General features: G+C 71.0%; 13 protein-coding genes. 5 read left to right on the forward strand and 8 right to left on the reverse strand.

Annotation, left to right across the window (positions count from 1 at the left end; translation table 11 throughout):
• Positions 1–80: 80 nt before the first annotated feature.
• Positions 81–956 carry a helix-turn-helix domain-containing protein gene (locus tag CDN99_RS28770; protein ID WP_158218941.1) on the reverse strand — a complete coding sequence of 292 codons (876 nt, stop codon included), beginning with the start codon at positions 954–956 and terminating at the stop codon, positions 81–83.
• Between the two features lie 406 nt (positions 957–1,362).
• Here CDN99_RS28770 and CDN99_RS23675 point away from each other — a divergent pair, with 406 nt between their 5' ends.
• Positions 1,363–2,724, forward strand: a complete 1,362-nt coding sequence (locus CDN99_RS23675) for a cytochrome P450 (RefSeq protein ID WP_088387556.1) — start codon at positions 1,363–1,365, stop codon at positions 2,722–2,724.
• 207 nt (positions 2,725–2,931) lie between these two features.
• Here the strand turns inward: CDN99_RS23675 and CDN99_RS23680 are convergent, their stop codons facing one another.
• Positions 2,932–3,498, reverse strand: a complete 567-nt coding sequence (locus CDN99_RS23680; protein WP_088387425.1) for a helix-turn-helix domain-containing protein — start codon at positions 3,496–3,498, stop codon at positions 2,932–2,934.
• A 29-nt stretch (positions 3,499–3,527) separates the two neighbouring features.
• Between CDN99_RS23680 and CDN99_RS23685 the strand changes: the two genes are divergently transcribed.
• Entirely contained in the window at positions 3,528–4,754 is a 1,227-nt protein-coding gene (locus CDN99_RS23685) for an MFS transporter (protein ID WP_088387427.1), read from the forward strand.
• Here CDN99_RS23685 and CDN99_RS23690 read toward each other — a convergent pair.
• Together CDN99_RS23690 and CDN99_RS23695 are read right to left on the reverse strand one after the other, a co-directional pair.
• Positions 4,731–5,759 carry a Bug family tripartite tricarboxylate transporter substrate binding protein gene (locus CDN99_RS23690; RefSeq protein ID WP_088387429.1) on the reverse strand — a complete coding sequence of 343 codons (1,029 nt, stop codon included), beginning with the start codon at positions 5,757–5,759 and terminating at the stop codon, positions 4,731–4,733. The two genes, CDN99_RS23685 and CDN99_RS23690, sit on opposite strands and share 24 nt — an antisense overlap.
• Positions 5,760–5,885: 126 nt before the next feature.
• A complete protein-coding gene (locus tag CDN99_RS23695; RefSeq protein WP_088387431.1) occupies positions 5,886–6,422 on the reverse strand; it encodes a MarR family winged helix-turn-helix transcriptional regulator in 537 nt (178 codons plus the stop codon).
• 144 nt (positions 6,423–6,566) lie between these two features.
• Here CDN99_RS23695 and CDN99_RS23700 point away from each other — a divergent pair, with 144 nt between their 5' ends.
• The 3 genes from CDN99_RS23700 (at position 6,567) to CDN99_RS23710 (ending at position 8,834) form a co-directional block, all read left to right on the forward strand.
• Positions 6,567–7,823, forward strand: coding sequence for a flavin-dependent oxidoreductase (locus CDN99_RS23700; RefSeq protein WP_238139682.1), 1,257 nt, complete (start codon positions 6,567–6,569; stop codon positions 7,821–7,823).
• Between the two features lie 199 nt (positions 7,824–8,022).
• Positions 8,023–8,445: a hypothetical protein gene (locus CDN99_RS23705; RefSeq protein ID WP_141100943.1), complete on the forward strand. Its 423-nt coding sequence runs from the start codon at positions 8,023–8,025 to the stop codon at positions 8,443–8,445.
• The gene (locus CDN99_RS23710; protein ID WP_141100944.1) at positions 8,442–8,834 is read left to right on the forward strand and encodes a hypothetical protein; all 393 of its coding nucleotides are present in this window, start codon (positions 8,442–8,444) and stop codon (positions 8,832–8,834) included. Before CDN99_RS23705 ends, CDN99_RS23710 begins: the two co-directional genes overlap by 4 nt.
• Before the next feature lie 57 nt (positions 8,835–8,891).
• On the opposite strand, the gene CDN99_RS23715 is transcribed toward CDN99_RS23710, so the two are convergent.
• From CDN99_RS23715 to gshB, 4 genes are all read right to left on the reverse strand, one after another.
• Entirely contained in the window at positions 8,892–9,629 is a 738-nt protein-coding gene (locus CDN99_RS23715) for a metallophosphoesterase family protein (protein ID WP_088387439.1), read from the reverse strand.
• 55 nt (positions 9,630–9,684) lie between these two features.
• Positions 9,685–10,569, reverse strand: a complete 885-nt coding sequence (gene fghA, locus CDN99_RS23720; RefSeq protein WP_088387441.1) for an S-formylglutathione hydrolase — start codon at positions 10,567–10,569, stop codon at positions 9,685–9,687.
• Positions 10,569–11,675 (reverse strand): S-(hydroxymethyl)glutathione dehydrogenase/class III alcohol dehydrogenase, encoded by a 1,107-nt coding sequence (locus CDN99_RS23725; RefSeq protein WP_088387558.1) that lies wholly within the window; start codon positions 11,673–11,675, stop codon positions 10,569–10,571. Before CDN99_RS23725 ends, fghA begins: the two co-directional genes overlap by 1 nt.
• Before the next feature lie 138 nt (positions 11,676–11,813).
• The gene (gshB, locus tag CDN99_RS23730; protein ID WP_088387443.1) at positions 11,814–12,800 is read right to left on the reverse strand and encodes a glutathione synthase; all 987 of its coding nucleotides are present in this window, start codon (positions 12,798–12,800) and stop codon (positions 11,814–11,816) included.
• Positions 12,801–12,857: the final 57 nt, after the last annotated feature.

Consider the following 12,857-nt stretch of genomic DNA (forward strand, 5'->3'; position numbering starts at 1 on the left):
ACCTCGGCCGAGGCCTCCGCCCCGGACCGCCGCGCGTCGCGCGATGCGGGCCGCGGCGGGGCGCCACCGCCCGGGCGCGCTCAGACCCAGACGCGGTAGGCCCAGAACGCCTCGTCGGCGGCGATGCGGCGGCACAGGTCCTCGGGGCTGAAGCCGCTGATGCGGCGCACCTCGCGGCACAGGTGCGCCTGGTCGGCATAGCCGTTGTCCTGGGCGAGCGCGCTCCAGATCACGGCGGCGTCGTCCTGCTCCAGGCGCCGCACCGCCCGGAAGGCGGCCTCGGCGCGGCTGATCAGGCGCAGCGCGCGCAGGCTCTGGCCGCTCCATTGCTTGATGCGACGCTCGGCCTGCCGGACGCTGCGGCCATGGCCGGCGGCGACGGCGCGCAGCGCCAGGTGCTGCATCCAGCCGGCGTAACCGCGCGGCGGGCCGCCGCCTCCCGCCGCCACGCGGCCCCGCACCGCGCGCCAGCGCGGCAACAGGAAGTCCTCGAAGGTGCGCTGCGCCGCCTGCTCGTCGCGCGCGGCCAGCATGGCGGCGTCCAGCGCGCGCCAGTCCGGATCGTCGAAGACCGTCTGCGACAGCAACCGGTCCTTGAGCCCGCCGATGTCGACGCCGGTCAGCGCCAGCAGCGCCTCGGGGCGCATCGCCACCATGAAGCTACGCGCATCGGGCGAGCATTCGAAGCGCTTGGGACCACCTCGGGGCCCGGTGACCACGCTTGCCGGCAGCCAGTCGCCGACCGTGCCGTCCGGCGCGATCTCCCGCACGCGGCCGGCAAGCATCCAGCTCAGGCCGCACAACGGCGTCGCCGGGAACCAGCTGTTGCGCTGCGCCTCGGTCAGCGCGTCGGCGCCGGTCAGATCGCGCCACAGGTAGGCATAGACGCAACCGTCCAGCGCGAGCGACGGCACGCGCAGACGGGCGACGGTATCGGGATGCAGCGGGGCGTTCATGGGGCGGCAGTCTAGAGGGCGGCGTCGCGCCACGACGCGACGACGGCGCAATCCCCCCGCGATGTCGCTTCGGTTCAAGACAGCGCACACTCCGCCGAGGAGCATTCGACCCATGACCCGAGCCTCCACCCTCACGCCGCCGGCATCCTCGCTTCCGACCTCGACCGAAACGTCGACCTCCACGGCGACGGTGCCGTCGACTCCGGCCCTGTCGCCGTCGCCGTCGCCGTCGTCCTCGTCCTCGTCCTCGTCCTCGTCCTCGTCCTCGTCCTCGTCCTCGGCTTCGGCTTCGGCTTCGGCTTCGACTTCGACTTCGACTTCGACGGGAGCATCCTCCCCCGACCTCGCCGGCCTCCGGATCCCCGGCCCTCGAACCCGCTGGGCCGGGCTGCCCGAAATGCTGTCCATGCGCCGCGACTATCTGGGCCACATGCACGCCCTGCAGCGCGCCCACGGAGACGTCGTGCTGCAGCGGCTGCTGGGGCTGAACGACTACAACTTCTTCCACCCGGACCATGTCCGCGAGCTGTTGATCGCCGGTCACGACGGGATGATCCGTTGGGAACGCGCCACGCAGGTCTTCGCCGACGCGCACGGGCAGAGCGTGCTCGTGGCCGAAGGCCCGGCCTGGCAGCGCCAGCGCAAGCTGCTTCAGCCCGGGTTCTCCCCGCATCGCGTGCAGGGGTTCGTGCCGCTGATGGTCGACGCGGGTCGCCGCGCGCTCGATCGGCGCGCGAGCCGGAATGCCGGGACCGGCGCCGGCGTCGACGGCGATGTCGGTGTCCATTCCGGCGCTGGCACGGGCGCCGTCGTCGACTTCGAGCAAGCGATGACCTTGCTCACCATGGACGTGATCCTGCAGACGCTGTTCTCCGCCGGTGGCGCGGACGGCGGCACCTCGTCCGCCGCGGCGTGGGCGGTGCACGAGCTCGGCCGGGTCGCGATGGGCGAGATGTACGTGCCCGTCAGCGCGCCGTCGTGGGCGCCCTGGAAGTCGGGCAAGCGCCGCGCGCTGCGACACCTGGACGCGCTGATCCGCGGCCATCTCTCCCTGCGCCGCGACCAGTTGCGCCGCGGCGCCACCGCGCCGGACGACCTGCTCGCCATGCTGATGGCGCTGCGCGACGAGGACGGTCGGCCGCTCGACGACACCGCCCTGCGTGATGAATGCATGACCATTTTCCTGGCCGGCCACGAGACCAGCGCGGCGGCGCTCACGTGGTGGGGCTGGTGCATGGCCGCCCACCCCGAGGCGCAGCGGCGCGCCGCCGACGAGGTCGATGCGGTACTCGGCGGAAGTGCGCCGACGGCGGCTGACCTGACACGACTGCCCTGGCTGAGCCTGTGCATCAAGGAGGTGCTGCGCCTGTACCCGCCCGCGCCGGCGCTGTTCAGCCGGCAGACGACCGCGGACCTGGAGATCGCCGGGCTGAAGCTGCCACGCGGCGCGATGCTGCGCTTCACGCCGGGCGTGATCCAGCGCGATCCGCGCTGGTTCGACGAGCCCGACGCCTTCCGCCCCGAGCGCTTCGACCCCGGCGCCGGCCATCGCGAGATCCCGCGCGGCGCGTGGATGCCGTTCGGCGTCGGTCCCCGGGTCTGTCTGGGCAGCCACTTCGCGCTGACCGAGATCACCTTGATCGCCGCGATGGTGCTGCAGCGACACCGGCTCGCCCCGGTGCCCGAGGCGCCGCCGCCGGAACCGGTGCTCCAGATCACGCTGCGGCCGAGGCGGCCGTTGAGGCTGAGGCTCTCGCCTCGCGGCTGAATCTTTTATTCGTGGACACCGCCCGCCTCGCTCCGTAGCGTGGCGGGCATGCGATCTTCACCTCAACGCGCGCGATCCGGCGGATGCCCTCGCGACCGCACCGGCCGCACCGGCCGCACCGGCCGCCCTGACCGCCTTGGCCGACCCGACGGCCGACAGGGGACCCGGCGTCCGAGCGTCGGCCCGGGCCGGGGCGACGGCGCCGCTTCAGGCCAAGGTCTCGGCCAGCCGCACGAAACTCCCGTCGGACAGCTGGAATCGAACCCACCGCATCCGGCTCGACCAGATCGGCATGTCCTGCTCGACCGCGGCGCCGGTGTCGAACTCGATCGCGTCCGGACCGGGCTCGTACCAGCCAAGGTCGTCCAGCCGCGCCTCCTGGGCCACGATCTCCGGCGTCGCGTAGCGCCACAACGCGCGCCCCATCAGCGCGGCACGCGGCAGCCGGCAAAGGCTTTCCCTCGCGCGGGACATCGCCAGCAGCCGATGGCTCAGGTCGCAGATCAGGTGGACGGGCGCCGGCGTGCGCTCGACGAGCCGGCCGAGCTCGAAGTCCGCCGCGCTGTCCAGCCGCGCGGCCATCAGGCGGCGCAGCGCCTGCTGCTCGTCCAGCGACGGCGCGGCGCTGCCGGACTCCCAGCGCGAGACCGTCGTCTGGGAGACCTTCAGCTCCGCGGCGACCGCGCCCTGCTTGAGGCGGCGCAGCGTGCGCCACAGCCGCAGGCTGCGGCCGAGCTGGCGGGCATCACAGGACAGGAGCGGCGAATCGTTCATGACGGCACGGCTGCGGGGCGAGGTCGGAAGTGAGGATTCTCCTGTACTACCTCTGCGGCGTGTTCGCCGCGGCCCAATTGGGCAAGCTGGCGGCGCTATCGCCGTTGATGTCGCGCGAGCTGCACCTGGGGCTGGCGGCGATGGCCGCGTTGATCTCGCTGCTGGAAGTCTGCGGCGCGCTGCTGGGCGGCGTGGCGGGCCGCTGGCTGCCGCGCCTGGGCCTGCGGCGGGCGCTGTCGCTGGCGGTGCTGGCGCTCGCGACCGGCGCCGCCGCCGCGGCCTTCGCGCAGGACGTGAGGGCGCTGGCGGCCGCGCGACTGCTGGAGAGCCTGGGCTACCTCGCCATCGTCGTCGCGGCGCCGGTGCTGATCGCCCGCGCCGCCGAGGGGCCCCGCCAGGCCGCGGCACTGGCGTTGTGGAGCACCTTCGTGCCGGTGGGCATGGCGCTCGGCGCCTGGGCCTACGCCAACGCGGCAGGCCTGGCCGGCTGGCGGCCGGCGCAAGCGCTGAGCGTGGTCGGCGGCGTGCTGCTGTGGATCGGCTTGCGCCGACTGCCTTCGGACACGCGGAGCGCGTCGGTGGACCAGGGACGTCCGCCCGGCCGGACGGGACTGCTGCTGTGGGCGTTGGTCGCGGCCTTCGGCGCCTACGCGATCGCCGAGGTCGGGCTGCTCGCGCTGCTGCCGAGCCTGCTCACGCAGGGCGGCATGCCCTTGGCGACGGCCGGCAGCTGGACGGCCATCGCGGCGCTGGCGAACGTGCCGGCCAGCGCGGTCGGCGCCTGGCTGCTGCGACGGCACGGCGCGCTGTCGCCGACGATCGCGGTGGGCATGACGCTGTCGCTGCTGCTGTCCGGCCTGCTGTTCCTGGCGGTGATGCGCGACGGCGGCGCCGCGACGATGCAGGCGCCGCTGGCGGTCGCGATCAACGCCGCGTCGGGTGTCTTCCCTTGCCTGGTCTTCGCGCTGCTGCCGCTGGCGGCGGGCACGCCGGAGCGGCTCGCGCTCGCCAGCGGCCGGCTGACGCAGTTCGGTGCCTCCGGCGCATTGATCGGACCGCCGCTGGTGGGCGCGGTCGTCGAGCGCTGGGGATGGAGCGCCGCCGGCGGCCTCTGCCTGGTGCTGTCGGCGCTGGCGGTGCCGCTGGCGCTGCTGGCCTGGCGACGCCTGGCGCCCAGGGCGCACGCGGGAGTCGCCACGCCGACCACCGCCCGCGGCGTCGCCACGCCAGCGTCAATCGTCCGACGAGAACCCTGACGCCTGCACGATCGGCCCCCACTGGATCCGCTCGGCGGCCAGGCGCCGGGCGTAGTCCGCCGGGGCCATCGCCAGCGGCTCGAAGCCCAGCTTCGCCAGCCCCTCCACGACCTGCTTCTCGCGCAGCGCGACGCGGACCAGGTCGGCCATCTTGTCGACGACGGCGGCCGGTGTCTTCGGGGGCAGGAACAGGCCGTAACTCTCGACGCCGATGATGCCCTTGAAGCCTTGCTCGCCGAAGGTCGGCACCTCCGGCGCGAAGCGCGAGCGCTCGTGATCGGTGACGCCGAGGATGCGCACGCGGCCGCCCACCAGATGCGGCAGGAAATCGCCGAGGATGAAGCAGCCCGACGCGATCTGGCCGCCCATCAGGTCCTGCAGGCCGGGCGCCGCGCCGCGGTAGGGCACGTGCGTCAGCGTGATGCCGGCGGCGCGCTTGAACTGGTCGCCGAGGAAATGCGGCATCGCGCCGGCGGCCGGCGTCGCATAGGCGGACTGGTCCGGATGCGCCTTGGCCCAGGCGACGAAATCGCCCAGCGTCTTCACCGTCGCCGGCACCATCGGCCCGACGCCGAAGCCGCAGGTCGCGTTGGCGATCGGCGAGACGGGGATCGCGTCGCTGTCGGCCTTGTAGGCGAGCTTGCGATAGACATGCGGATAGATGGTGAACATCGACGACGGACTCATCAACAGCGTGCCGCCGTCGGCGGGCGCGTCCTTGAGCGCCACGATCGCGAGACGGCCGCCGGCGCCCACGCGCTGCTCCACCAGCACCGTCTCCGCCAGCCGGCCCCGCCAGGCCTCGGCGACGCGGCGCGCGCTGACGTCCACCGATCCGCCGGCGGGAAAGCCCACCAGGATGCGCGGCATCGCCGCCGCCTGCGCGCGCAGCGGGCCGGCCGCGCCCGCCAGCGCGGCGCCGAGCCAGGCGCCGGCCTGCCGCCGGGTCAATCCGGGACCCGGATGGTCCGCGCCGTGGCGCCCGCTGTGATCGTCGTCCTTCATCGCCTGTCTCCTGGTTGTGCGCGCCTGTGCCGGCGCTGTCGATGATTCGTCGGGTCGTCGATTCGGACCCCCACGCGGTCGCGTCGTCGCCGCGCCGTGGTGCCGCCTTGCTGTCGTGCCGTCCGTCTACTTCGATTCTTCAAGCGCCGCGGCCGCGGCGGCCGCGACCGTCGCCAACCGCTCCAGATCGGCCTTCAACCGCGCGGCGTGGTCGCCCATGCCGCGCATCAATCCCTGGTCGTGATCGCGCACGCGGCGTTCCAGCAGCGCGAGCTTCCGTTTCCCCGTCGCCGTGAGATGCAGCCCCCAGCGCCGCGCATCCTCGGCGTCATCGCGGCGTTCGGCCCATCCGCGGTCGGTCAGCCAGTCCGTCAATCTCAGCGCGCCGCTGCGATGCAGGCCCATCGCCTGCGCCAGCAACCCTTGCCGCATGCCCGGGTTGCGGCCCACCAGCACCAGCGCGGCGAAGCGCTGCGGGCTGACGTCCAGATCCGCGGTGGCCCGATAGAAATCCAGGTACAGCGCGTTCTGCGCGCGTCGCAGCGCATAACCCAGCAGTTCGTCCAGGACGCCGTAATCGAGGCCCGGGACGGGGAGCAACGGCGCCTCGGGCGGCTCCGGCACGGTCTTCGAAACGGTGGAACGGCGGATGGCACGGCTCATCGGATCGAGCTTAGGTAATGTTGCATAGCGCAACTATCTCGCTTTCCCTGAGCCGGCCGCGAGCGCCGCGGGTGCAAGATCGGCATCCCCGGCGACGGACCGGATTTCCCTGACGCATCCCCCGGCGGGATGCTGGAGACGCTCATGGCCCTGGACATCCTGATCGCCGGCGGCGGCATCGGCGGCCTGGCCGCCGCGCTGGCGCTGCATCGCGACGGACACCGCGTGACGATCTGCGAGGCGACCGCCGAGCTCAAGCCGCTGGGCGTGGGCATCAACCTGCTGCCGCACGCGGTGGCGGTGCTCGACGACCTGGGCCTGCTGCCCGCGCTGCAGGCGATGGCCGTGCCGACCTCGGCGCTGGTCTTCGCCAGCCGCCACGGGCAGACGATCTACGAGGACATCCGCGGCCTGGCCGGCGGCTACAGCCACCCGCAGTTCAGCGTGCATCGTGGCGAGCTGCAACTGATGCTGTGGCGCGAGGCCGTCGCCCATCTCGGCGCGGACCGCGTGATCGCCGGGGAACGCATCACGGGCGCGCGGCTGGACGGGGATCAGGTCGTCGCGCGATTGGTCGATGCCCAGGGCCGACCGCTGGAGCGCCGCGCGGGCGTGTTGATCGCCGCCGACGGCATCCACTCGGCGATCCGCCGTCAGTTCTATCCGGACGAAGGTCCGCCGCGCTGGAACGGGATGATGATGTGGCGCGGCACCTCGCTCGCGCCGCCCTTCCTGGACGGGCGCACGATGGTGCAGGCCGGCCACCGGCGCGCGAAGTTCGTCGTCTACCCGATCGCGCCGCCGCGTCCGGACGGCCTGCAGCTGATCAACTGGATCTGCGACCGGCGTTTGCGCGAAGACGGCCTGGGCGGCGGCCTGACCGCGCCGGGGCGCGAGGACTGGAACAAGCCCGGCTCGATCGACGATCTGCTGCCGACCTTCGGCGGCTGGCGTTTCCCGTGGCTGGACGTGCCGGCGGTGATCCAGGGCGCGACGCAATTGCTGGAATGGCCGATGGTGGACCGCGACCCGTTGCCGCGCTGGCGCCACGGCCGCATCACGCTGCTCGGCGACGCCGCGCATCCGATGTATCCGATCGGCTCCAACGGCGCGACGCAAGCCATCCTGGACGCGACCGCCATCGCCAAGGCGCTGCGCGAGGAACACCGTGTCGAGACCGCGCTGGCCCACTACGAGGCCGAGCGCCGACCGATGTGCGCGCGCATCGTGGAGCTCAACCGGCAGGAAGGGCTCGACTACATCCTCGACATGGTCGAGGACCGCGCGCCCGACGGCTTCGAGCGGCTGGAGGACGTGATCGATCCGGCGGAGGTAGAGGCCTTCGTCAAGCGCTACAAGGCGGCGGCGGGGCATCGGCAGACGCCGGCGGCGACGACGTAGCCGGCCCGTGCCGCCTGCGGCATCACGAAGGTGCCGCAGCTCGTGACAACTTAGGATGCCGGGCGGCGCTCCTCATTCCAGTAGCTGCTTGTCAGCGATCGGGGAGTTTCGCCACCACTTGCGCCAATTCAAGTGAAAGACGCAGCGCGACGCCGTGAGAAGAATGGCGGCTTCATTCTCAAAGAGACTGGAGCAGTGAATGGCCTACGTCTTGCAAGCACCGGCTATGACTCGAAGCCCTCGTCGCCCGATTGCCACCGACCTCAACCGCCTGAACTCGCGACTTCGTGAGCTCGAGCAGTTGCCCCCGAACTGGGACGACGAAGGCGGTGCCTCGATCGCGCGACAAGCACTGGACGCGACGCGCCATTTGCTGAAAGTCCGCCCTCGTCTGAGGGCCGCCTACAAACTCTTCCCGACCCGAATCGGCGGTCTGCTGGTCGAGTTCATCGTCAACGGATGGGACCTGTCCGTGGAGTTCGGACCGGACGGCGGCATTGAACTGTTCGGTTTCGAGGTCGATGGTGACCGCGAGCTGCTGCCTCGGCAGTTCACGCAGTTGGGCTCGGAGTTTCTGGAGGCGTTCGACAAGGCAAGTGGCGGGAAATGGCAGTCCGATTGAACAACGGGGACGAGGTGTTGTTCCGCCAGATTCACCCCGACTCCCTTCAGTCCGGCGAGCCCGGCAGCGATCGTTTCCGGCCCTCGGAGGCTGACTGCGACATGATGTCGGTCGACCGTTCTTCGCTCACGACGGCCGCCGCGGCGCATCGGCTGTATACCACCGTCGGCAAGAGATCCGCTGCGGTTTTCGGGTTGAGCGTTTCCGAGTTCGCGGCACAGGCGATCCCGTGCATGGCGGACCCGGTGATGAACGATCCGCAGCTACCCGACAACCCGGCCCATGCCTTGGCGGACTTCTCCGCACACGACATGAAACAGCAGAAGGTGGTGGCGAAGAAGTTGAAGCGCTACGCGCTGAGCCGAGGCTGTCTGTTCAAGACGTCTTGAGCTACTTGAGGGCTCCTTGCGTTTCTGGCGTTGCCGCGAGGGTCGAACACCCTCAGGTCATGCCCACCCCGTCCTCAACCACCTCGCCCAGTCCTCACGCCCATGCGCGCTCGCCAGCCGGGCTGCCGCCTCATGGTCGTACGGCACGCTGATCAACTCGCAAGACCACCCTTCCGGCCGTTGCTCGATGATGGCGTAGCGCGCGTCCGGGGACCCCGTCTCCGCCACGTGGAAGACGGGATGGTCGTCGTCCCACGCCTGCAGGCCGACGCTGCCGGGATTCACCAGCCACTGGCCGCGTGCGCTGCGCAGCAGCCGCGGCACATGCGTATGCCCGCAGCAGACCACGGTCGATCGTTCGTCGCCGAGGCGCTCCGCCACTTCGTCCGACGCAGCCGTGCGCAGCCTCGCGCCGTCCTGGGTATCGAGGAAGTACTCGATGTCGCTGCGCGGCGTGCCATGGCAGAGGAAGACCTCATCGCTCAACTGGAGCGACTTCGGCAAGGTCCGTAGCCAGTCGAGCTCGGATGCGCCGAGCTGCGCGCGCGCGTACTGGTCCGACGCCCCGCCCGGCTTCTCGTCGGTGATGGCCAGCAACTGCCGTTCGTGATTGCCGGCGATCGTCGGCCACGGCTGCGCCATCAGGTATCGCGCCGTCTCGAGCGGTTGCAGCGGCCCGGACAGGATGTCCCCGAGATTGACGATCCTGTCGGCACCTCGCCGCTCGATGTCGGCCACGACGGCTTCCAGCGCGAGCAGGTTGCCGTGGATGTCGGAGAGCAAGGCGATACGCATGAAAGACCTCCGTGGAGCCCGGCGCCGTCGAGTGGCGAATCCGCAGATGGACGGCTCAATCGATCAAGCGACGCGCGTGATGCGCCAAATGATCCCCGATCACCGTCGCGATGAAGTAGTACCCGTGGTCATACCCGTCATGCCGGCGCAGCGTCAGCGGCTGGCCGACGGCCGCGCAGGCCGATTCCAGCGCTTCCGGGTGCAGTTGCTCGACAAGGAACTTGTCCGCCAGGCCCTGGTCCACCAGGATGCCCGCCGGATACGGCACCGCGCCCTGTGCCTGCATCAACGCGCTCGCATCGTGCGCCGGCCAGGCATCGCGGTCGGCGCCGAGGTAGCCGGTGAGGGCCTTCTCGCCCCAGGGGCAGCGGCTGGGCGCCGAGATCGGCGCGATCGCCGACAGCGACGCGAAGGCGCCCGGATGGCGCAGGGCCAGCGTCAACGCGCCGTGGCCGCCCATCGAGTGCCCGGTGATGCCCGTCCTCGCCGCGTCCAGGCCCAGCGCGGCTTGCACCTGCGGGATCAGTTCCCGCATCAGGTAGCTCTCCATGCGCCAGTGCGTCGCCCACGGCGCCTGCGTGGCGTCGAGGTAGAAACCGGCGCCGATGCCGAAATCCCACGACGCCGTCGCGCCCGGCAGCGAGGAGACGGCCTCGCCGCGCGGGCTGGTGTCGGGCATCAGCAGCGCCAGGCCCAGCTCCGCCGCGTGGCGCTGGGCGCCGGCCTTCATGGTGAAGGTCTCCTCGGTGCAGGTCAGGCCGGCCAGGAACACCAGCAGGCCCTTGGCGCCCTGCGGCGGCACGAACAGCGCGAAGCGCATGGGCAGGCCGATCTCGGCCGAGTCCCGCGTCAGGAACAGCTGCCGGCCGCCGAAGCTGCCGTGCTCGCCGTTCACCGTGCCCAGCGCGGCCGCGGCCTGGAGCTGCTGGCGCGCGTCCATCAGAACTCCACGACGGAGCGGATCGACTCGCCCCGCTTCATGAGGTCGAAGCCCTCGTTGATCTGCTCCAGCTTGAGCTTGTGCGTGATCAGGTCGTCGATGTTGAGCTTGCCGTCCATGTACCAGTCGACGATCTTGGGCACATCGGTGCGGCCGCGCGCGCCGCCGAAGGCGCTGCCCTCCCACTTGCGCCCCGTCACCAGCTGGAACGGCCGCGTCGAGATCTCCGCGCCCGCCTCCGCCACGCCGATGATGATGGACCGGCCCCAGCCCTTGTGCGTGCACTCCAGCGCGTCGCGCATCACCTTGGTGTTGCCGATGCATTCGAAGCTGTAGTCCGCGCCGCCGTCGGTCAGCTGCACGATGTGGTCCACCAGGTTGGGCACGTCCTTGGGGTTGACGAAGTGCGTCATGCCGAACTGGCGCGCCAGCGCCTCGCGGCCCGGATTGAGGTCGACGCCGATGATCTTGTCCGCGCCCACCATCTTCGCGCCCTGGATCACGTTCAGGCCGATGCCGCCCAGGCCGAAGACCACCACGTTGGCGCCCGCCTCGACCTTGGCCGTGAACAGTACCGCGCCCACGCCCGTGGTGACGCCGCAGCCGATGTAGCAGACCTTGTCGAAGGGCGCGTCCTCGCGGATCTTGGCCAGCGCGATGCCCGGCACCACGATGTGGTTGGCGAAGGTCGACGTGCCCATGTAATGGAAGATGGGCTTGCCGTCGATCGAGAAACGTGCCGATCCGTCCGGCATCAGGCCCTTGCCCTGCGTCGAGCGGATGGCCTGGCACAGGTTGGTCTTGCGCGACAGGCAGAACTTGCACTGGCGGCATTCCGGCGTGTACAGCGGGATCACGTGGTCGCCCGGCTTCAGCCAGGTCACGCCCTCGCCCACTTCCAGCACCACGCCCGCGCCCTCGTGGCCGAGGATCGCCGGGAAGATGCCCTCCGGGTCCGCGCCCGACAGCGTGTAGTAGTCGGTGTGGCAGATGCCGGTGGCCTTGACCTCGACCAGCACCTCGCCCGCGCGCGGGCCGTCCAGCGTCACGTCTTCGATGGTCAGCGGGGCACCGGCCTTCCAGGCGACGGCGGCACGGGTCTTGATCATGGGGAACTCCTCGAACGACAGGGAAAAGGGGGAAAAGGGGGAAAAGGGGAAAAACGAGCACACGAAACATCGGGCCCGCAAAAGCAAAGGCGCCGACCGCCGGGCACCCCGCCCCGCGATCGACGCCGTCGTGAGTCAGCGCGGCGCAGCGGCCATCGCCGCCTCCAACGCATCGATGAACACGGCGCCGACGTCGAAGCCGGTCTGCTGCATGATCTCCTGGAAGCAGGTCGGGCTGGTGACGTTGATCTCGGTCATCTTGTCGCCGATCACGTCCAGCCCCACCAGCAGCAGGCCGCGCGCGGCCAGCACCGGCGCCAGCGCCTGGGCGATGCGCAGGTCCGCGTCGGTCAGCGGCTGGGCCACGCCCTTGCCGCCGGCCGCCAGGTTGCCGCGCACCTCGGTGCCTTGCGGGATCCGCGCCAGCGAGAACGGCACCGGCTTGCCGCCGATCAGCAGGATGCGCTTGTCGCCCTGCGCGATCTCCGGCACGAAGCGCTGCACCATCACCGACTCCGCGCCGTTCTTGTTCAGCGTCTCGATGATGCTGCCCAGGTTCAGCGCGTCGGCCTTGACGCGGAAGATGCCCATGCCGCCCATGCCATCCAGCGGCTTGAGGATGATGTCCTTGTGCTCCGCGTGGAAGGCGCGGATCGCCGCCGCGGAACGCGTCACCAGCGTCGGGGTGATGAACTGCGGGAACTCCAGGATCGCGAGCTTCTCGGGGTGGTCGCGCAGCGCCGCCGGCTTGTTGAAGACGCGCGCGCCTTCCCGCTCGGCCTGCTGCAGCAAATGGGTGGCGTAGAAGAACTCGGAGTCGAACGGCGGGTCCTTGCGCATCAGCACCGCGTCGACGTCCGCCAGGGCCAGGTCTTGCGTCTCGGCGATCTCGTGCCAGACGGCCAGCCGGGTGCCGGCCTGGCTGGCGACGGCCTCGGCGGTCAGCGCCAGGCGCCGGGCGCCGTGCGCGGTGACGCGGCCGCCGCTGACCCACATCAGGTCGGCGGCCTCGCAGACCCAGAGCTCGTGGCCGCGCCGGGCGGCCTCGCGCATCATCGCGAAGGTGGAATCCTTGTAGGTGTTGAACGCGGACAGCGGATCGGCGACGAACAGGAGCTTCATGGACAAGGGCTTTCAATGGGGCGTCCCGCCGACTCCCCGGAGGCACCCCGGGCAGGA

This window comes from Roseateles aquatilis (assembly GCF_002205645.1).
Lineage (GTDB): Bacteria > Pseudomonadota > Gammaproteobacteria > Burkholderiales > Burkholderiaceae_C > Roseateles > Roseateles aquatilis.